This is a genomic window from Methylomonas sp. BW4-1, from assembly GCF_052474385.1.
In genome coordinates this window covers 3,352,859-3,373,867 of sequence record NZ_CP184125.1, presented here as the reverse complement: position 1 = coordinate 3,373,867, position 21,009 = coordinate 3,352,859, and the positions used below count along the sequence as shown (strand labels likewise).

Annotated in this window: 17 protein-coding genes; 8 read left to right on the top strand and 9 right to left on the bottom strand. The window is 53.4% G+C overall.

The features are described from left to right. Positions 1–252 precede the first annotated feature (252 nt). From fabV to ACH5Y9_RS15580, 7 genes are all read left to right on the top strand, one after another. Positions 253–1,443: an enoyl-ACP reductase FabV gene (fabV, locus tag ACH5Y9_RS15610; RefSeq protein WP_445366751.1), complete on the top strand. Its 1,191-nt coding sequence runs from the start codon at positions 253–255 to the stop codon at positions 1,441–1,443. A 172-nt stretch (positions 1,444–1,615) separates the two neighbouring features. Further along, a complete protein-coding gene (locus ACH5Y9_RS15605) occupies positions 1,616–3,469 on the top strand; it encodes a peptide-binding protein (RefSeq protein WP_445366750.1) in 1,854 nt (617 codons plus the stop codon). A gap of 15 nt (positions 3,470–3,484) precedes the next feature. Beyond that, positions 3,485–4,561, top strand: coding sequence for an ABC transporter permease (locus ACH5Y9_RS15600; protein ID WP_445366749.1), 1,077 nt, complete (start codon positions 3,485–3,487; stop codon positions 4,559–4,561). Beyond that, entirely contained in the window at positions 4,554–5,735 is a 1,182-nt protein-coding gene (locus ACH5Y9_RS15595) for an ABC transporter permease (RefSeq protein ID WP_445366748.1), read from the top strand. Before ACH5Y9_RS15600 ends, ACH5Y9_RS15595 begins: the two co-directional genes overlap by 8 nt. Beyond that, positions 5,732–7,495 carry an ABC transporter ATP-binding protein gene (locus tag ACH5Y9_RS15590; RefSeq protein WP_445366747.1) on the top strand — a complete coding sequence of 588 codons (1,764 nt, stop codon included), beginning with the start codon at positions 5,732–5,734 and terminating at the stop codon, positions 7,493–7,495. Before ACH5Y9_RS15595 ends, ACH5Y9_RS15590 begins: the two co-directional genes overlap by 4 nt. 79 nt (positions 7,496–7,574) lie before the next feature. Further along, positions 7,575–7,805, top strand: coding sequence for a hypothetical protein (locus ACH5Y9_RS15585; RefSeq protein WP_445366746.1), 231 nt, complete (start codon positions 7,575–7,577; stop codon positions 7,803–7,805). Positions 7,806–8,007: 202 nt separating this feature from the next. Continuing rightward, positions 8,008–8,244 (top strand): hypothetical protein, encoded by a 237-nt coding sequence (locus ACH5Y9_RS15580; RefSeq protein ID WP_445366745.1) that lies wholly within the window; start codon positions 8,008–8,010, stop codon positions 8,242–8,244. Between the two features lie 577 nt (positions 8,245–8,821). Here the strand turns inward: ACH5Y9_RS15580 and ACH5Y9_RS15575 are convergent. After that, positions 8,822–9,085 (bottom strand): hypothetical protein, encoded by a 264-nt coding sequence (locus ACH5Y9_RS15575; RefSeq protein ID WP_319961178.1) that lies wholly within the window; start codon positions 9,083–9,085, stop codon positions 8,822–8,824. Positions 9,086–9,269: 184 nt separating this feature from the next. Between ACH5Y9_RS15575 and ACH5Y9_RS15570 the strand changes: the two genes are divergently transcribed. Then, positions 9,270–10,349 carry an acyltransferase family protein gene (locus ACH5Y9_RS15570; RefSeq protein WP_319961177.1) on the top strand — a complete coding sequence of 360 codons (1,080 nt, stop codon included), beginning with the start codon at positions 9,270–9,272 and terminating at the stop codon, positions 10,347–10,349. Positions 10,350–10,460: 111 nt separating this feature from the next. On the opposite strand, the gene ACH5Y9_RS15565 is transcribed toward ACH5Y9_RS15570, so the two are convergent. The 8 genes from ACH5Y9_RS15565 to ACH5Y9_RS15530 form a co-directional block, all read right to left on the bottom strand. Next, positions 10,461–10,751, bottom strand: a complete 291-nt coding sequence (locus ACH5Y9_RS15565; RefSeq protein ID WP_319961176.1) for a hypothetical protein — start codon at positions 10,749–10,751, stop codon at positions 10,461–10,463. Positions 10,752–10,923: 172 nt separating this feature from the next. Beyond that, positions 10,924–12,318 carry a sigma-54-dependent transcriptional regulator gene (locus tag ACH5Y9_RS15560; protein WP_319961298.1) on the bottom strand — a complete coding sequence of 465 codons (1,395 nt, stop codon included), beginning with the start codon at positions 12,316–12,318 and terminating at the stop codon, positions 10,924–10,926. A gap of 91 nt (positions 12,319–12,409) precedes the next feature. Continuing rightward, positions 12,410–13,834 carry a sensor histidine kinase gene (locus ACH5Y9_RS15555; protein WP_445366744.1) on the bottom strand — a complete coding sequence of 475 codons (1,425 nt, stop codon included), beginning with the start codon at positions 13,832–13,834 and terminating at the stop codon, positions 12,410–12,412. A 58-nt stretch (positions 13,835–13,892) separates the two neighbouring features. Further along, positions 13,893–14,915 carry a PIG-L deacetylase family protein gene (locus ACH5Y9_RS15550; RefSeq protein ID WP_445366743.1) on the bottom strand — a complete coding sequence of 341 codons (1,023 nt, stop codon included), beginning with the start codon at positions 14,913–14,915 and terminating at the stop codon, positions 13,893–13,895. Between the two features lie 20 nt (positions 14,916–14,935). After that, entirely contained in the window at positions 14,936–15,499 is a 564-nt protein-coding gene (locus ACH5Y9_RS15545; protein ID WP_445366742.1) for a carbohydrate porin, read from the bottom strand. A 904-nt stretch (positions 15,500–16,403) separates the two neighbouring features. After that, positions 16,404–16,730, bottom strand: coding sequence for a P-II family nitrogen regulator (locus ACH5Y9_RS15540; protein WP_445366741.1), 327 nt, complete (start codon positions 16,728–16,730; stop codon positions 16,404–16,406). A gap of 9 nt (positions 16,731–16,739) precedes the next feature. Next, positions 16,740–19,808 (bottom strand): efflux RND transporter permease subunit, encoded by a 3,069-nt coding sequence (locus ACH5Y9_RS15535; RefSeq protein ID WP_445366740.1) that lies wholly within the window; start codon positions 19,806–19,808, stop codon positions 16,740–16,742. A gap of 21 nt (positions 19,809–19,829) precedes the next feature. After that, positions 19,830–20,999, bottom strand: a complete 1,170-nt coding sequence (locus tag ACH5Y9_RS15530) for an efflux RND transporter periplasmic adaptor subunit (protein ID WP_445366739.1) — start codon at positions 20,997–20,999, stop codon at positions 19,830–19,832. Between the last annotated feature and the right edge of the window lie 10 nt (positions 21,000–21,009).

Here is a 21,009-nt window from a genome sequence, read left to right as displayed (position 1 = left end):
GACTTTGAGGCATTCGGCTATAACCGTTGCCGGTGCGTGAATAGCTAGCAGCGTTTAACCCACATTGGCTTTTAGGCTGACGTTTATTAACATAGTCGCGGATAGCCGAATAAGGCGATTTTTCGCTTCGGATACCATCGATATTATTTTCCTGTTCAGCCATATCATGGGATAAACTTTAAAATTTGTAACAAACATCGCTGCGAAAGCGACACTCGTCTTAATTTTTAATAGCTTGATTTAAGGATCAACATGATTATCAAACCTCGCGTACGCGGTTTTATGTGCGTCACCACCCATCCGGTCGGCTGCGAAGCCAATGTCAAACAGCAAATCGATTATGTCAAAAGCTTTGGTGCGATTAGCAACGGCCCGAAAAATGTCCTGATTTTAGGCGCCTCTACCGGGTACGGCCTGGCATCGCGGATTGTCTCGGCTTTTGGTGCCGGTGCGAAAACGCTGGGTGTGTTTTTTGAGCGCGAGGGTACGGCCGATAAGCCGGGTACTCCCGGTTGGTACAATTCTGCGGCATTCCATAAATTTGCCGAAGCTGAAGGCCTGTATGCCAAAAGCATCAATGGCGACGCCTTTTCCGACGAGATCAAACAAAAAACCATAGACGCTATCAAACAGGACTTGGGCAAAGTCGATCTGGTGATTTACAGCTTGGCCGCCCCGCGCCGTACGCATCCAAAAACCGGGGTCACGCATAATTCTACGTTGAAACCGATCGGCAAGGATTTGGTGCAAAACGGTATCGATACCGATAAAGAGATTATCAAAGAATTCACCCTGCCGGCAGCCACCGAGGAAGAAATAGCCAACACGGTGGCCGTGATGGGCGGTGAAGACTGGCAGATGTGGATCGATGCGTTAGCCGATGCTGGCGTCTTGGCGGAAGGCGCCAAAACCACGGCCTACACCTATCTAGGCGAAAAAATTACCTGGGATATTTATTGGGACGGCACCATCGGCGCGGCCAAAAAAGATTTGGACAAACGTGTCATCGATATCCGCAGCAAGTTAGCTGCCTTGGGTGGCGATGCCAGGGTGTCGGTGCTAAAAGCCGTAGTCACTCAAGCCAGTGCCGCGATCCCGGTCATGCCTTTGTATTTGGCCTTACTCTTTAAAACCATGAAGGAAGCGGGGACGCATGAAGGTTGCATCGAACAGGTCAATGGCCTATTCCGAGATAGCCTCTACGGCGCCAATCCCCATTTGGATGACACCGGTCGTTTTCGTGCCGATTTAAAAGAACTGCAGCCGCAAATTCAAGACACGGTCAACGCTTTGTGGTCACAAATAAACAACGACAATATCAACGAATTGAGCGACTTTGCCGGCTACAAACACGAGTTTCTGAAGTTGTTCGGTTTTGAGGTAGACGGCGTGAATTACGATGCCGACGTCAATCCCGAGGCACCGATTGCCAACTTGCTGTAAAGATTACCCCGGTGGCTAGCGCGGCGGTGAGCCACCGGGTTAAAAAGTAAGGACACCTGGCGTTTTTGCAAAGGCGGCTTTATCGGCGAACCCCAAACCGATGCGGATAGTGCTAGCCACAAGCAAAAGCGTCGCTCAAGTTTCTGTTTAATTTTTGCGAAACATTGGACACATGCAAACACCATCCACTACCCGAGACTGGATTCTCTATTCGCTGCTCAGTTTAACCATTGTGCTGATCGTATTGGCCATGTATCAAATCGACCGGCAATGGCTGAAATTGAGCGAGATGCAAGCTGCGCTGTCTGAGCAAGCCAAAGATATGCGCGAACTGCGCGGGGCGATTGCCTCAGGTGTGCTTGCCGCAAATGCATCAACAAATTCCACCGCGAACGGCGAAGTTGCCCAAGCGTTTCAACGTGCTTACGCCGCCAGCCGTCAACCGGATTACGCTCAAGGCGACTGGAGTGTGGATGCCTTTTTTACCAACCTAAAGACCATCACGCCGCTGGTGTCCAGTGATGCCTATGCATCCAATGTGCAAAGCTATGTGCTGGAGAGCCTGATCACCCGCAACCCCGACACCCTGGAATGGGAGGGCCTGGTCGCCAAGGACTGGACGATTAGCGAGGACGGTTTGGTGATTACTTTCCGGATGCGCGAAGACGTCAGTTTTTCCGACGGCAAACCCTTAACCGCCGATGATGTGGTATTCAGTTTCAATTTCATCATGACTGACGCGATCCAGGCGCCGCGCGAACGCGCTTATCTGGAAAAAATCAAGAGCGTCAAAACGAATGGTAAATACGAAGTGGTGTTTACCTTCAAAGAGCCGTACTTCGAAGCGTTGTCTTTGGCCGGTAGCATCGGCATCCTGCCCAAGCATTTTTACGAGCCGTATTTAAAAGAGCCGCAAAAATTCAACGAGTCCAAAGGTTTGTTATTGGGCAGTGGTCCTTACCGATTAAATGATCCGAAAAACTGGACGCCTGACAAAGGCAATGTTGAGCTGGTACGCAACGAACGTTACTGGGGAGATGTGCAGCCTTCGTACCATAGGATTCTCTGGAAGATCATCCAAAACGATAGCGCCCGCTTAACCACTTTCCGCAACGGCGACATCGATTCCTATTCAGCTAGACCCGTCGAGTATCAGGAATTAAAAAAAGACCCGCAAATCCAGGCCAAGAGCCAAAACTTCGAATACATGCCGCCGGTCGTCGGCTACAGCTACATCGGCTGGAACCAGGAGCGCGCTGGTAAGCCCACGCGCTTTGCCGACAAGCGCGTTCGCCAGGCCATGACTTACCTGACCGACGTCAGCCGGATAATAAAGGACGTCATGCTGGATTACGCCGAGCCGGCCGTCAGTCCGTTCAGTAAAACCAGCAAGCAGCACGATGCGGCTTTACAACCTTATCAGGCGGATCTGGACAAAGCCAAAGCCTTATTAAAAGAAGCCGGTTACCAGGATAAAAATGGCGACGGCGTACTGGAAGACAAATCGGGCCAGCCCTTTGAGTTCAAACTGACTTACTTCCAAGCCAACGAAGACACCAAACGCATGGTGTTGTTGTTGAAAGACTTGTACGCCCGCGCAGGCGTCAAACTGATTCCCACTCCGCAAGAATGGCCGGTCATGCTGGAAAATCTGGATAAAAAAGACTTCGATGCCATTACTCTGGGCTGGACCAGCGGTATCGAAACCGATTTGTACCAGATGTTCCATAGCTCGCAAGCCGTCAGCAAAGGCGATAACTACGTCAGTTACAAAAATCCGGCTTTGGACAAATTGATCGACGACGCCCGCCGTACCGTCGACGAAGCCAAACGCATGCCGCTCTGGCAGCAGGCCGAACATATTCTTTACGAAGACCAACCCTATACCTTCCTGATGCGCCGCAAGAGTCTGCTGTTCGTCGACAAGCGCATCCACAATCTGCAAATGACCAAGCTGGGCTTGAATTTCGGCTCCTTGCCGCTGGAAAACTACGTGCCGCTGGCGCAGCAAAAATACAGCCAATAGGCCAAGGATTCGCCGATGTTGACCTATCTGCTGCGGCGATTGCTGCTGATGATCCCCACCTTGCTGGGCATCACCGTACTGGTGTTCAGTGTGATGGCCATGTCGCCGGGCGGCATCAGCGCACAGACCTTGATCGGCGGCATGGACATGAAACCGCAGGAAAAACAGGCTTTGCTGGACTATTACAATAAACGCTACGGCTTGGATCTGCCGGCGCCGGTGCAATATCTGCGCTGGCTGAATAATGCCTCGCCGATTGGCTTTGTCACCGACGCTCAAGGCCAGCGCGGCGAGTTTTCGTTTACCAAGGGTATGGATCTGGGTACCAGCTTTCAATACGGCCGGCCGGTATCGGACATTCTGGCCGAGCGCATCCCGATCACCTTGCTGCTCAATCTGGTCACCCTGCCGTTTACCTATCTCATTGCTATCATGGTGGGCATGAAGGCCGCCACCCAGCGCGGTAGCGCTTTTGATGTCGGTGCCGGCATGTCGATGTTGGCCTTGTGGTCGATTCCGACCATGTTGGCCGGCGTCTTACTACTGGGTTTTTTTGCCAACGTCCAATATTTTCAATGGTTCCCCACCGCCGGCATCAGCAGCCGGGAGGCGCAGGATATGCCGTTCCTGCCGTATTGGGACGACGACGGGTTCGTGCGCGGTTTTCTGCTGGATAGAATCTGGCATCTGATCTTGCCGGTGATTTGCCTGTCCTACGGCGGCTTTGCCGCGCTGACCAAACTCACCCGCACCTCGATTCTGGAAAACCTACACGCCGATTACGCCCGCACCGCCCGCGCTAAGGGCCTTGCTGAGAATGATGTGCTGTGGAAACACGTATTCCGCAATAGTTTATTGCCTTTGATAACCGTCTCTGCGGGTTTGTTGCCCAGTTTGTTGGCCGGCTCCTTGATCGTCGAAAACATATTCAGCATCAACGGCATGGGCCAATTGGCGGTGGAAGCCGTGAAAGGCCGCGACCGCGAACTGGTGTTGTCGATCACCTGGATCAGCGGCTTTCTGACGCTGATCGGCTATCTGATTGCCGACTTCTGTTACACCCTGGCCGATCCGCGGGTGAGTTATGACTAAGCCCGTGAGCAGCCGCGAATCTTTTTCTGCGCGGATCTGGCGCAAAACCCTGGCCGGCGTCGGCGTCAAATTCGGCTTGGGCTGGGTAGGGCTGTTGGTGTTCTGCGCGGTGTTTGCGCCGTTTCTGGCCAACTCCATGCCTTTATTGATGAGCAAGGATGGCGTGATTTCCGCGCCGGTGCTGGAATACCTCAGCGTCGAAGACGCCTGGATCTTGGCCAGCTTTTTCATTGCCCTGGCGGTCTACCGGCTAAACATCGACGGCGGTAAGCAGATTCTGTTGTTTTTATTGAGTAGTGCTGTGGCGGCTTTGTTGGTTAATAGCTTCGTCAAACCGCCGGTGTTGGTGATTTACGACGATTTCCGTAGCGCCGCTTACACCAAGGTCGATTGGAAAATCATGCCGCCGATACCGTATGCGCCGGTCGATTATCTGCGGGATTTGGGCAGCAAAGGCCTGGAAGCGCCGTTCGCCACGGAAGGCCATACCCATCTGATGGGCACCGAAGAAAACGGTGCCGACGTGTTAAGCCGGATGATTCATGCCTGCCGGATTTCCTTGAGCATCGGCCTGATCGCCTCCGGCATTGCCTTGGCTATCGGTATTGTAGTCGGCGGCTTGATGGGCTATTTCTCCGGCGTGGTCGACATGCTGGGTATGCGGCTGGTGGAAATCTTCGAAGACATTCCGACGCTGTTTCTGCTGCTGACTTTCGTGGCTTTCTTCGGCCGCAGTCTGTACATGATGATGGTGATCATCGGCGTCACCGGCTGGTCCGGCTACGCGCGTTACGTGCGCCAGGAATTTCTGAAGCTGCGCAAGCAGGATTATGTGCAGGCGGCGGTAGCCAGCGGATTGCCCTTAAGCTCGATTTTGTTCCGCCACATGCTGCCCAACGGCGTCGCGCCCTTATTGGTGGCCGTTAGTTTTGGCGTGGCCGGGGCGATTCTGTCGGAAGCGACCTTAAGCTTTTTGGGCTTGGGCGTGATCGATGCGCCATCCTGGGGGGCGATGCTGGATCAGGCCGTCAAATCCTCCACGTTTAACTGGTGGATGGCGGTGTTTCCCGGCGGCTCTATCTTCATGACGGTGTTTGCCTACAACCTGATCGGCGAAGCGTTTCGGGACGCGATTGACCCGCGCTTGTCTGACAAGGCCGGGGTCAAATCATGAGCCAAGTCTTGCTGGAAGTCCGCAATCTGCGCACTTATTTAAGGTCCGGCGGCGGCGAAGTGCGGGCGGTGGACGACATCAGTTTCAGCATCCCCAAAGGCGAAACCTTTTGCCTGGTCGGCGAATCCGGTAGCGGCAAGTCGGTCAGCGCCTTATCGGTGATTCGCTTATTGCCGGACGGTGTGGCTTCGCATCCCAGCGGCGAGATTTTGCTGAACGGGCAGGACTTGCTAACCCTGGACGATCCCGGCATCCGTGCGGTGCGCGGTTTACAAATCGCCATGATTTTCCAGGAGCCAATGACTTCCTTAAATCCGGTCATGAGCGTAGGCGAGCAAATCACGGAAGCGCTGCAATTGCATCATGCCGATATGGACGATGCCGAAGCCATGGAACGCACCATCAAGGCCTTGGAACAGGTGCAAATCCCCAATGCCTCCAGCCGTTTTGCCGACTACCCGCACCAACTCTCCGGCGGTCAACGCCAACGGGTGATGATCGCGATGGCGCTGGCCTGCCAGCCGCAATTGCTGATCGCTGACGAGCCGACCACCGCGCTGGATGTGACCGTGCAAGCTGAGATTTTACGCCTGATGCGCAAACTTCAGGACGACACCGGCATGAGCATGTTGTTCATCACCCACGATTTCGGCGTCGTGGCACAGATGGCGCATTGGATAGGTGTGATGCAGCAAGGCAAACTGGTGGAAGTCGGCACATGTCAGTCGGTATTGCGTCATCCTCAGCATCCCTATACCCAACAATTGCTGGCGGCGGTGCCGGAGAATCTGGCCAAGCCGGTGGTCGAGCCTGCGCAAGCCGAAGACCCCGACCCAGCCGACGACGAAAGCCTGAGTGACAGCGATAAAAAACTGCTGTCGGTGCTGACGCGCGCCGGGTTACGTGGAAAGTCTAAGCAGCCTGTTTCGTTGGTCCCTACGCCCGGAGCGCCGCCAAGTGCAGATGAGCAGCCCTTGCTGCAAATCCGTGATTTGAAAGTCTGGTTCCCCATCAAAAAAGGTTTGTTCCGGCAAACCGTCGATTATGTTAAAGCCGTGGATGAAGTATCGCTGGATATTCCGCGCGGCGAAATCGTCGCTTTGGTCGGTGAATCCGGCTGTGGCAAAACCACCTTGGGCCGGGCAGTGTTGCAACTGGAATTGCCCACTGCCGGCAGTATCCGCATCGACGGCCAGGAACTTACCGGCCTGTCCGCGCGCGAACTGCGGCCGCTGCGGCGCAGGATGCAGATTGCCTTTCAAGACCCGCAATCCTCGCTCAACCCGCGTTTGCTGGTGGAAACCACCTTGACCGAACCCATGAAGGTGCATGGCATTGGCGCCAATCAAGAACAGCGTATCGAACTGGCCGGGCAATTGTTGGAAGACATGCAACTTAGCCGCGAATCGCTGTGGCGTTACCCGCACGAGTTTTCCGGCGGCCAACGGCAACGCATCGGTTTGGCGCGGGCCTTGGCTTTGAATCCGGAGTTTGTGGTGTGCGACGAAATTACCAGCGCGCTGGATGTGTCGGTACAGGCGGAAATTCTGCAATTGCTGCTCGACATTCGGCGGCGGCGGAATCTGACCTTGTTATTCATCACGCACAATATTGGGGTGGTGGAGTATCTCAGTGATCGGACGGTGGTGATGTATAAGGGGAAGATTGTAGAAGAAGGTTTAACTGCGAAGGTTTGTGGGGCGCCGGAGCATGCTTATACGCAGAGGTTGTTGGCGGCGGTGCCGAGGTTGGTGATGTGAGTTGCTCGATGACACGGGGTAAAGTCATGTTTCATTTCTCGGCGTCCCACTTTAGTAATGAAATAATTCAGGTATGTTTATGTTGAAGCGATTGCGTAAGTGGTATGCAGGCAAAGATATTCCTGTTAACCCAGATGAGCCTGACTCCATTGGAGGCATGACGGTCTTGCATGAAACAAAAAAAGAGTTTCATTGGTCGGCTAAAATTTTTCGCTCCTTGGTTTCTTTTTACTTTCATCATTGGCAATGGCTTTGGGGTACCGCAATAGCAGTATGTATAGGTGTCGCAACAATCATTTGGCAAAGGTAGTTTAAGTGCATTTTGTTTTAATCCTTTGCCACGTAAAGTGTCGGCGGGATTGTTACCCGGCCTAAGAATTTGGTCGAAGGGAAGTGCCGCCTTGGCGGTTTTAACGTCCGTTTTTTGTCAAGGTTCGGCGGCTTCGTTTAAGCTTTCTAGGCGTAGCCACCTCTACCGTAATGTTGGGCATAGCAAACTAAGGGGATCAAGCGTGGGTAAATCAATTCGTGGTTGGGTGAATGTCCGTGAGTATCCATCGGACAAAAAAGCAGAAGAGTCTTACATTCGCCATAAGGACGTTCAGCGGGTTTCGATAGTTGAAAACGGAGACGAGACAGTTTCTGTCCTTGTCCATGCCTTGGGAGGTACGTACCTAGTTACGATTTTAGAAACATTACCTGAAGCCTTACGGCAACTTGAAAGCTTGGTTAAAGAAATCAGTGACTAATAACTAGCCGCTTAGGCTGGGCACGGCTTTTTTTGCCCACGCGGTGATTGGGGGGGATGTGTCGCTATCGCGGCGGCTTGTTTTAATGTCGGGTCTCGGCCCGACAGCCGAGATACTTTCTTTTGTTTGGCCAAAAGAAAGTATCCAAAGAAAAGGCCACCCGGATGCCGCTTATTCCCTGCGCGCCTCGCTTTTGAACGGGGTTGCCGAAAGGGGCTTCCTGCCCCTTCGGCAACGCGCCGCATCCCTGCGGCGCCCCTGCGGGCTAATCCGTTCAAAAGCTCCGGTGCTCGGCGCGGCATGCGGGAAGAAAACCATCCTGATTTCACGGTAAGGTCGTGAGGCGCAATTCGTAGGGCGTCAATAGGCGTAGCCGTATTGCGCCGTATGTTGGCTTTCAATCATTCGGCGCATGACGCTATCGCTAATGCGCCCTACAAAACTTTGGGTCCTACGCATGCAAGTCGGCTATCTTGCTGATTTGCTCGTTCAAAAGCTCCGATGCTTGGCACGGCATACGCGAAGAAAACCACCCCGATAAAACCATCGGCTGGAATAATCGTGAGCGTTTCCGGCTTTAGTCTGCGACTCGGCATTGCTCCGGTTTCCCATCTTTGAAGGACGGCGAGATACTGATCGGTTCGGTCAAACCTTTCATCAGCAGTAGGTAGGCTTGCTGGTCGATACATACCTTATTCAGTTTCCAGGTTCGGACCTGGCCTTGAAGGTCGATGTGTTCGATACTGATCTGCTCCAGCGGCAGGGAGCGGGCTTCTGGAGGCTTGGCGTAGCTAAGTTGGGTGATGGCGGCCAGTAGTGTACTAAAAACCAATTTTCTCATGGTTGTAATCCGGGGTAAGTTTAAGAATAAGGCCGTAAGATACTCTGTTCCAAGTCAGCAAAATTCCATCGCTTTATTCATTCAGCAATGATCGATCCCGGAATGGTGTAAAACCGTGTGTTATATTTGGACATGGGTTTGGCTAAAAATACATGTTAACTTTTTGTAAGGTGCTTATTTAATAATGGATAATCGGTATCGAAAAACTATTGTTTCTCACCACTCTCTGAGAGGGATTGCTGCAGTATTGGTTGTGTTTTTTCATATTAGGGAAGTATCTTACGATAAAGGTGTGGCTCTTGATTCGGTAACGTCTTTTTTTAGTATGGGGTACTTATGGGTAGATTTCTTTTTTATTTTGAGTGGGTATATTCTTTCGTATGTCTATGCTTCATTGTTTTTGTATGATTATAAGAGTAGTTTGATTAAATATTTTTACGTTGCACGCTTTTCTAGAGTTTATCCTCTTCATCTTTTTACACTTATTTTATACCTTTTTTTAGAGTTCTCTTTTTACTTTTATCGGCGTGAAGTGGTTGGTATGCCTGGTGTAAGTTTTGAAAGCTTAATTGCGAGTTTGCTTTTAATTCAGGGCTGGATCTTATCTGATTTGACCTTGGCACCCTTGAATAGTCCTGCCTGGAGTATTAGTACGGAGATGGCTTGCTATTTAGTTTTTCCTTTTATAATAAAATGGCTACGGTTCAATATGTTTTTTGTTGGCATGATAGTTGTTGGCTTATCTATCGCGTTGTATTTAATATATTATGGTGAGAAGGACGGTTTTGTTGTTATTCGTTGTTTTGCAGGCTTTATGTTGGGTATTTTTGTTTTTATAGTATATAAGGAAATGCCGGTTACTGACTATGGGGTTGCTACGAGCTTGCAGTTAATAGGCGGGAGTGGCGTATTGTTTGCGATGCATTTTAGCTTGAGTCACTCTGTGGTTATTGCTTCCTTTGGCTTGTTATTGTATTCAACAGCGAGTGATTGTGGCTTCCTAGCGAAACTTTTAAATACACGAATATTTGTACTTCTTGGTACGCTGTCTTATTCGATTTACCTCAATCATTGGATTATTTATAAGGCATACTTGTTTTATGGTGTTTATGTTTTTGGCGCGCTGTCAAGTAACTATAGTCCTATGAATGTTTCAATATTAAAGTATTTTTCTTTGATGTTCGTAATATTCGTGCTCTCATTTATAACCTATCGTTATATTGAAATTCCAGCTCAAAAGTACCTTAAAAGGAAGCTTCAATAAAGCCGAGGCTGGACACAGTTTTTGTACCCATGCGGTTTGATTGTTCGAGCGCCAGATATCCGGCTTTGACCGCTTGGTGGTTTGAATTCGTCGGCGGGAAACCCTGCTTGGTTATTCTGGCATTTCTTCTAGATGCGTCGAGTCTTTTTCTCCACGGTTCTCCAAAACAACTCGAGCATTCTCGCCGGGGGCTCGTTGATTGGCGTAATTTTGTGCAATCGCTGAGTTCCAAGCGAGAGCGGCCCGCAAATTTTGGCGAATGCTGCGCTTCGTGAACGCAGCATTCGGTGTGGACACACCAATTGAGCCATCCTGGTGCAAAACAGCCGGATTTTGGTTGTATCTGGTGCAAATCTCCCGGCGTTTTATCGGCTGCCATTCGCATAAGTCCATAAAAATCAAGGCGTCGGCTATTTGGCATCAACTTTGCTCTACTTAGATCGTGTTGTTACTCCTACCTGTTCTCATGTGTGGACGTGGCGCTCTGTTTGGTCGAAGTTCTTCGGACAGGCAGGGCGCATTTTTTTGCCCGAGATAAATCTCTTCCGTATTAGCCAACCAACACCAGCTTTGCTCAAAATTTACATTTCAAATGATATTTCTGCACGCGGTAGCGTAGGGTTTCCCGGGTGGTGCCGAGCATGCGCGCCGCGCCGGTGACGTTGGCGTCATTACGGTTTAGCGCTTCCTGGATGATGAATTTTTCCATTTCGTGCAGGCTGATGCTGCCGTCCAGCGGAATGAACACGCCTTCCTGATTGACTTTGGCGTTGTGTGTGGCCGTCGTCGCTTGCGGGGCTTGTAGCTGCAACCATTCCACCGGCAAATTATGATCGTTGGACAACAACACGCAGCGCTCCAGCACATTGTGCAGCTCGCGGATATTGCCGGGCCAATCGTAGCTTTTCAGCATCTGCCAGGCTTGCTCCGGAATGTGGCTGACCGACTTGGCCGATTTGCGATTGCATTCGGCGATGAATTGCGGCACCAATTGATCCAGGTCCTGCTTATGTTCGCGCAGGGCCGGCATGCGGATGTTGATCACGTTCAAACGATGGTACAAATCGCGGCGGAACAAGCCTTCGGCGACTTTTTCCACCAGGTCCAGGTTGGTGGCGGCGATGATTTGCACGTCGATGTTAATCTCCGCTTCACCGCCCACCCGGCGGATGCGTAGATCTTCCACGGCTTTTAACAGCTTGCTTTGCAAATCCAGGTCCATTTCGCCGATTTCATCGAGAAACAGTGTACCGGTATGCGCCTGTTCAAACAGGCCGCGATGGCGTTTTTTCGCGCCGGTAAAAGCGCCGGCTTCGTAACCGAATAATTCGGCTTCCAATAATTCGCGCGGCAGGGCGGCACAGTTGATTTCGACCAGCGGTGCCGCGGCGCGGCTGCCGGAATAGTGCAGAATCCGGGCGATCATGCCTTTGCCGGTGCCGGTTTCGCCGCTGACGATCAGGCTGGAGAACGGGACGTTGGCGATTTGTTTCAGCATGGCCCGCAGCTGGTTCATGGCCGGGCTGGAGCCGATCAAACTGTCGATGCTGTATTGATGGTTCTGGGACGCGGTTTGTTGTTCCAGGCGGCGTTGGGCGCGAGCGCTACGGGCGGCGCCTTCCACTAACAGATTCAAGCGGTCCAGCGAACAGGGCTTTTCGATAAAGTCGTACGCGCCCAGGCGCACCGCGCGCACCGAATCGGCGACGCTGCCGTAGCCGGTCAGAAACACCCATTCGCTGCTGCCGATTTCCGGTTTGAGTTTCTCCAGCAAATCCAGCGCGTTGCCGTCCGGCAGGTTCATGTCCGATAACACCACCAGCGGGTCCAGCGCTTGTCCGCTGAGAAACTGTTCGGCTTGTTGCAGGGAATGGGCAATGCTGACTTCCCAGCCACCCTTGCTAAAGTAACGCGCCAATTCGGAGGCTAACAGGGCTTCATCTTCAATAATTAACAGGGTATTGGTCATCATGGTTATGGCTGGTTTGCGAGTTACGGCATTGTATGCGATTGACGGGTATTCGCCGGCGCATTGCTGGAATTTGTGCGGGTGTGTCGTTTCAAGTCAAAGGTAAGCTCAGGCTGACCCGGCCGTGGCCGGCGGCATCGTTGTCCAGTTTGAGCTGGCCGCCCAGGTCTTTGGCGAAGCGTTGCACCATCACCAATCCCAAGCCGCTGCCTTTCTCCTTCAAGCTGACAAACGGACGAATGCCTTGCCGCAAAAAGGCCTCATCGAAGCCGTCGCCGCTATCAACCACCGTCAGCGACAGGCGCTGGGCGTCTTGGGCAATCTGCACCTCCACGCTTCCGTTGCGGGTACCGATGGCCTGCACAGCGTTTTGCAGCAAATTTAACAGTGCTTGGCGGAATTCGATTTCCGGCAGCATCAAGGAACTGTCGGCTGTTCCCTGCACCGTAAATTGGATTTTATCGGTGGCCTGGTACTTGAATAGCGTGATCAAGTCGTTGACCACTGCATTCACATCGGTAGGTTGGGCAATTTTATTGCCATGGCGCGCCGAGCTCAGCAGGTCATTCAGGTGGTTGGTCAAGCGTTGCACTTCGCTATGCAATAGACCGATACGCTGGCGCAGATCGGGGTCTATGGCTTCAGACAGCAAATTTTCCAGCGCAAATTGAATAATCGCCAGCGGATTGCGCAATTCGTGGGCGGTGCTGGCGGCCATTTCGGTCAAGGCTGCCAAGCGCTCGGCTTTAGCCAGGCGCTGGCTTTGTTCGAGTAAAGCGTGACTGGTCTGCCGCACTTGCTGCTCCAGACGATTGGTGTAATGCAGATGCTCCTGTTCCAGTTCGATCAAGTGCTCGACCAAGTGATTGTAGCGGTCGAACAAGTCCCGCAAAATCGGATCAGCCGTTTCGCGGGTGATCGGCTGCTTCACGCCTTCCGCCAGGCCGGACAATAAATCGCGTAGCGCATCCAGCGGCTCTAACACATTGTTGCGAAAAAAATAATGGCCGATCCAAAACAGCAGCAGCGGCAAAATGACAGCCAGTTGCAGTTCCAACTGGCTGTCGTCCTCAACGCCGATCAGCATTTTCTCTTCTTCGTTGGTTTGCCGATCCAGGACTTGCCGGATCATATTCACGGAATCGATCAGCGCCTGCGGATCGCCGTTGCTGGCGGCGGCGAATTTGGCTTGCAGGGTGTTCAAATCGACCGAGACCGTGAAATCAGTGCCGTTGTTGTGGGCTTGCAGTAAATCCAGCAGTCGATCTTGTATGTCATTCAGGTGTTCGGCCGACAGGTCAGGGTTGCTGCGATGCAAGGCCAATTGGGATTGCAGCTCCAGCAATTCGAAGATCGTTTCTTCCAGGTGGTGGCCTTTGCCGATGTCGGTTTCTATGGTCTGGATGCGTTGATGATTGCGCCAGGTCAGGCGGCCAATAGCCAGCAGTTCGCCGATCACCAGTATGCTCATCACGATCGTGACGAAAATGACCGGACGTAGCAAAAGTTTTAGCATATTCGAGATCTCTGGTTGTTGAAGGCCATGCGCAGCGCCAGTTTGCGGGCAGGTCCGTTCAAATTTTACGCCGACTCAAGGGATGATTATCAAATGTCTTGCGTACCTGCCGCCAATGCGCCAAAACCTGTTCGATACGGTTGCCGTCGTTGGGCTTGACTAGGGTAAAGCACTCGCTGCTGCGTACGAAGGCCGACAAAAAATCGCCCATGATGCGTTGTTGGGTTTTGTACTCGGCCAGCGCAACCCGCTTTAAGTTGATTTGCGCGGGCGATAGATTGACGCAAGCCCGGCTATGGCCGCGTAGCGGCAAATCAGCGGGCAATACCAGCGGTTTATCGCTCCAGTCCTGCGCAATGCCCCAATTGGAGCCGGTCGGCCAGCCGTGTTGCCAATGAATCAGATAGGCCAGTAATTTGGGCTGTGGGCGCGGTGTCGGGGTTTCCAATAGCCATTGATGGACGGCCAGCAGCGTAAACATACCCAAGCCGGCATGGTCGGAATCGTTTTCCATCACATCCGGGAAGGCGATGATCGTCGGCTTGGTGTCGCGCAGAATGGCTGCCAGCTCGTTGAGTAGATCCTGGCCGTCTTGGGCCAGGCCCCGATCTTCCGCTTCCCGGTAGGGGACGTGGTCAAAGCCGGTATATTCGGAGCGCATCGGCTGGTTGCGCCGCCAATGCGAGATTAACGCCGAGTAGATACTGCCATCCGAGAATCCGAGTAAATCCAGATGGATAAAGCCATTGCCGAGTAGCTGAGCCGCGCGCCGCGACTCCTCCAGCCGTTTTTCACCAAAGTCCAGATAATCCGCTGCCGACGGGTTGCGCTTACCGCTGTCCAGCATGACTGCACCAACGTAAGCATCGCCGGCGGTGACGACTGAGCTGCGCACTGTGCCGCCTCGGGCTAAAACCTGTTGGCTGAGTCCGGCAGCGCTTAAACTTTCATCGTCGGGATGCGGCGCCAGCACCAGTAGGCGTTCACCCTCGCCAATTGCCAAAGATTGTTCCGCGACGCTAATGTGCGGAGTAAGCAGTAACAGCAGACAAAGGCTTAGATGTTTTAAAGAGGGGGGCATGGGAACTCCTGAAGTGTTGCCTAGAACTCAAAATGCGCTCTGACGCCATAGACATCGACTGGGCCGCGGTCCGCGTTATAAGCCGGATTAGCAATGTGCTGATAGTCCAGAGTCATCCAGGCGGAAGGCAGCAGGCGCAGTTTGTAATAAATGTCCACTACTTGTTCGGGCCGGTAACGCAGGTTGCCGTCACCGATAAAACCGTCCACGCCGCCCAGACGTAAATATTCGGCATGTCCGGCGGAAATCCAGCTGCAAGCGTAAGCGACTCCGAGAGCATCGTAATGCCGGCCCCAACTGTCGCCGCCGATTAAGCCGCCGAAGGAGAGCGAGCGATCCGCCGAGGTATAGGAATACACTTCGGTTTTGCCGTCGCTGACCATTCCGCGAAGAAACACGCCGACGCCGTCGATTAACTGTTGTTTCACATTAATGCCTATGCCGGTTTTGATGTTAGCTTTACGCACCCAGCACAGATCAGGGGCGCTGCTGTTCTCAGAGTCGTAATTGAAGCTCGTGCAATTGGCGGCGTTTTGAGCCGGATTGGCTTGGTAGGCGGCGATCGCTTCGTCCCAGCGTCCCATCCGCTCACGGTTCCGGTACGCCAACAGCCTGCCGCGCCGGGTTGCTTAAATAGGCTGTGGCGATGCTCAAGTTCCATTTGGTCTCCGTAATATTTGAACAGCCGAAAATCCAGCGGCAAGTCGTTCGGATTTTGCGGTGTGGCGAAGCGACCCAATCGAAATGTCCAGTCGTCAAAATAGTATTCCGCTGCCAACCCCACGCTATAACCGCGGGCGTCGGCTGCAAAGTCGTAAGCGGCGTTGGTCAGAAACGCCATGTTCAGAAACTGCTGGCGCAAGTCGGCGGCGTAGCTGTTTTTATCGAAAATATCCAGGATGCTGAGATTGCCGCCGGTGATCACCAAACGATGGCTATTAAAATTGCCCGCCAATTGCAGCGGCCCGGAGCTCACCGCATGGCTGTCGCCACCCAGATTAAAGGTTTGTTTTAAGTAAAAGCGCGATTTATACCAAGTGGCGCTGATCGAGCCGGATTTTTGCAGTTCAAAGTTTTGGATGCTGCCGCCCAGACCTTTTAAGTCCGACAAGGGCAGTTCGGAAATCATTTCTGGGGCCAGATAGATCTCGCCGCCTTGCCAGGCTTTCAAACCAAAATAGGCGGTGACGGTACCGGTAAAGGCGCGTTCGGCATTCGGCAACAGCGAGTGCGGCGTACCGTTGAGATTGGTGTATTGAGCAGGGAAGGCCGGTTTCCAGCTGGATATGTAAGTGGCCTGGCCATAGGCATTCCAGCGTTCGTCGGCCGTATCGTGCAGGTCGTGGTCGGCTAGCAACCGCATAAACGAAAAATTTCCGTCGTCGGCAGCAGGCTGTAATTCCTCGGCATCCGCGTTGGCAAAATAAAGCGTTAGTGCTAGCAGTGCGCCGTAGAAAAATGCCGGGAGAGATCGATGGCTCATGGGGTTCAGCCCAAATCCTTATCCCGTTCGCCGCTGCTGACGCGGCCACCTTCTTGTACGTCGAGGATATACACCTTGCCGTCACCATGATGCCCGCTATGGGCCGTGCGCAGGATGGTTTCGAAAATAATCTCCACCAAGTCATCCGGGGCGAAAATCTCCAGACGCTTTTTTACGAGAAACGGCTTGTAATCTTGGCTGTGCTCAGTGCGCTCGCGGCCGAAGCCTTCGCAATCCATGATCGACATTCCCGGAAAACCCGGTATTTCCAGTAATGCCATCGTGATCTGGCTGAGCTTGTGCGGCTGCACGTAGGCGCGAATTTCTTTCATAGTAGTCCCCTAAAGCTCGTCAGGCTCGGCAAAATAACGATACAAAGCGGGTAGCAAGGTTAAGGTTAAAATCGTGGCAGTGATCAAGCCGCCGATGATGACAATAGCAAACGGTTTGGCGGTTTCTGAACCGACGCTGGTGGACAGCGCTGCCGGAAACAAGCCCAGCATCGCCATCAAGGCCGTCATCACCACCGGCCGTAAGCGGCTTACGGAGCCGTTGACGATGGCGTCATGCAATTTCTGGCCGTCCCGGCGCAGTTTGTTCAATTGCGAGACCAAAATCACGCCGTTCTGCACCGCAATCCCAAACAAGGCAATAAAGCCGACAGCGGCCGATACGCTCAAGTTAATGCCGGTTGCTAATAAAATCAGTAAGCCGCCTATCATCGCAAACGGCACGTTCATCACGATCAACAAGGCATTTTTAACCGACATGAACGCCCAGAACAGCAACACGAAAATGAGTCCCAAACTGATCGGCACGATGATGGCTAAACGTTTCATCGCCCGTTGTTGGTTTTCAAACTGGCCGCTCCAAACGATGTGATAGTCGGGCGGCAAATCGACTTGCGCCGCGACTTTTTCCTGTGCTTCGGCGACGAAGCTGCCTTGGTCGCGGTCGATCAAGTTACATTTGATGGCAATCCGCCGCATATTGTCTTCACGGCTGATGCGGGACGCACCTTGGTTGATTTTGATGGTGGCCAGCTCGGATAACGGAATGCGTTGGCCGGTTGGCGTTTGCACGGTCAAACTTTCCAGATTGGCCACCGAATTGCGGGCGCTGTCCTCGTAACGCAAGGTGATGTCGAACCGGCGTTCGCCCTCCAGAAACTGCGATGCCGCCTTGCCGCCCATGCCGATTTCCATCACCCGCTCCACATCGGCAACATTGATGCCGTAGCGGGAAACCTTGGCCCGGTCGATGTCGACGATCACTTGCGCCAGGCCGGCTTGCTGCTCGGCGGCGACATCGGTGGCGCCTTGAATGCCGGCCAGGATATGGGTGACTTGATCGGCTCTGTCCTGCAAGGTTTGCAAATCGCTACCAAAGATTTTGATGGCGATTTCGCCCTTCACGCCGGAAATGGCTTCTTCGACGTTGTCCTGAATCACCTGGGAAAAGTTGGTGAGTATGCCCGGAAAAATCGCCAGCGCCTTGTCCATGGCCTGCACCAGATCGTCTTTGCGCGGATAGCGCCAGGTATCCTTGGGTTTCAGGTCTATCAATACCTCCAGATTGTTGAAGCCTTTCGGATCGGTGCCGTCTTCCGGGCGGCCCAGTTGGGTAATGATGGTTTTGGCTTCCGGAAAGGTCTCCAGCGTTTCGCGCACTTGCCGTTCCAGTTGTTTGGCGGTGGTGAGCGATACCGGCGTCGGCAGGGTAATAGTCAGCCAGATATTGCCCTCGTCGAGTTTGGGCATAAATTCGGTGCCGATTAGTTTTACGGACATGAAGCTCAACAGCAGTGCGCTTATCGCAGTGATAAACACCGCCCGCGCGTGGCTTAACACCCATTCCAGCGCCCGCCGGTAATGATGTTCCATCGCATGTACCAGCGGGTTGTGTTGCTCGGCCAGCTTCGGGCCCAACAAATAGGTCAGCATGGCAGGCATAAAAGTCAGGCTGAACAACATGGAGGCCACCAGTGCAAAGCTCAGGGTATAGGCCATTGGCGAGAAGATTTTGGCTTCCACGCGCTGGAACGTGAAAATCGGCAAAAAGGCGATGATGATAATGGCCTTGGAAAACAGGATGGGCCGGCCCATTTCGGTGGCGGTGGTGAGTAGCGATTGCCGCAGGTGGCGAATGTCGGCATTGCGTTGCAAATCCAGCGTGACTTGCACCATCACGGCTTCGACCAATACCACTGCGCCGTCAACGATGATGCCGAAGTCGATGGCGCCCAAGGAAATCAGGTTAGCAGAAATGCCGCCGAGATCTACCAAAATGAATGCGAACAGCAAGGAGAGCGGGATAATCAGCGTGACCAGCAAGGCCGCGACAAAGCGCCGTAAAAATACCAGCAGGATAATCAGGATCAACACCGCGCCTTCGATCATATTATGTTCGACGGTATGGATGGTGTGGCCCACCAACTCGGTCCTGTCGTAGAACGGTGTGATTTTTACACCCGGCGGTAAACCAAACTCGTTGAGCTCCTTGATTTTCTGTTTCACGCCATCCAGCACGTTGACCGCGTCGCGGCCTTTGATCAACAACACAATGCCCTCGACCACATCGTCGCGCTGGTTCATGCCCACCATACCGTTACGCGGCTGCGGTCCGACGCTGATGTCGGCCACATCCTTGATGCGCACCGGTACGCCGTCGTTGGAGGTGACGACGATTTCGCCGATTTCCTCCGCGGATTTCAGCAAGCCGGTACCGCGCACGACGAGCGCTTCGTCGCCGTGTTCGATGTAGCCGCCGCCGGTATTGGTGTTGTTGGCGGCAATCGCTTGAAACACCTGATTGAGGTCAATCCGATAGTTTTTTAAGCGGTCCGGCTTGGCGGCGACTTTGTATTCCTTCACGCCGCCGCCGAATCCGACCACGTCGGCGACGCCTTGCACCGAGCGCAAGCGCGGCTCAATAATCCAATCCTGTAACGCGCGCTGCTCGACCAAGGGTAAATTTTTTGCATCGATTACGTAGCGCAAAATTTCGCCGACGCCGGTGGACAAGGGGCCCAGTTGCGGCTTGGTTTCGCTGGGAATGTCGGCATATTGCAGCCGTTCCAGCACTTGCTGGCGCGAGAAATAATCTTCAGCGGTGTCATCGAAAGTCAGCGTTACCACCGACAGACCGAAGATGGATACCGACCGCATATTCAGCAGATGCGGCAGGCCGTTCATTTCCCGCTCAATGGGCAGCGAAATCTGTTTTTCCACTTCTTCCGGGGCCTGGCCGGGAAACTGGGTGACGACCTGCACAAAGACGTTTTGCACGTCCGGAAAGGCTTGTACCGGCAGATTTTCGAAGGCGATGATGCCGGAGACGGCAATCGCCAAGGTGGCGCCGATGACCATCAGCCGTTGTTGCAAACAAAACGCGATAAGGCGCTCGATCATGTCAGTGTCCCGGTTTTGGCGTTAGGGCTGGTGAGTACTTTCGGTTTCGACTTCTTCTTCGGCGCGCAGCATCAGCGCTCCTTCGGTTACCAACAGTTCATTGGCATCCAGGCCTTGCGTGATGACCGCCTTGTCTTTCAAACGCAAGCCGATCTCGACCCGGCGCTGCCGGTAGCGGTTGTCGTCTAAAGCTGTGAATACATAATCGGCGTCACCTTCGGTAAATACGGCTGTCAATGGAATCACGAATGCTTGGTCGTCCGTAGCGCTTTCCACGCTGATGGTGGCATACATACCCGGCAGCAGGCGGCCATCCGGATTGTCTAATTTGCATCTGACTTGCACGGTGCGAGTGTTTTCGTCCAGCAATTGACCGATGTACTGCACCGTCGCCGTAAAGGTCTCGCCGGGGTAGGCGGGTACCGACACGGCTATTTGCTGCCCCAGTTTGATTTTGCCGATGTTGACTTCAAACACCTCCATCAGCACGGTCAAATGTTTGAGATCTGAAACCACAAACAAAGGCGTATCCAAATCCGGGCGTACTTCCATGCCCGGATTGACGTTGCGTTCCACGACGATGCCTGGCAGTGTCGCCCGCAGCGCGAAGCGGCCGTCGGCTTGGCGGGCGGACAAGTGCAGATTTTTCAAGCGGTCGGTAGCGCGTTGCAGGTCGCTACGGGCGCTGCTCAAATCGCTCTGCGCCTGTTCCAGTTCCTTGCGAGAAATGGCTTTGCCGGCGTACAGTTCCTGTTGTCGATTGAAAGCATGATTGGCGAGAGTGGCCGCTGCTTGGGCCTTGGCGAAATCGGCTTCCGCGTCGGCGACATCCGGACTGTCGAGTTCCAATAAGGTCGAACCAGTCTGCACCGGCGAGCCCAGGGCAATCGGCGCGGTGACAACCCGGCCGGCGACGGGCGAGCTGATACGCGAGGTCAGGCTTTCGTCATACACGATTTTGCCGGCCAAAGGCTCCAGCAAAGGATGTTGCGACAAGGTCAAATGCGCAGTTTTGACGTAGGCTTTTTTCGGGGAGTCGGGCGCCAGGACCACTTCGCCAACGGGTGTGGGCGGTTTGGGCGGTGCAGGTTTAGGGTCGGTGGCGTCCGAACAACCCGATAATAGAATAGCGGCTAGCGCACAACAGCAGACCAGCGAATTTTGGGTGAAAGGTGGTATGGAAGTATTCATATCGGTTATT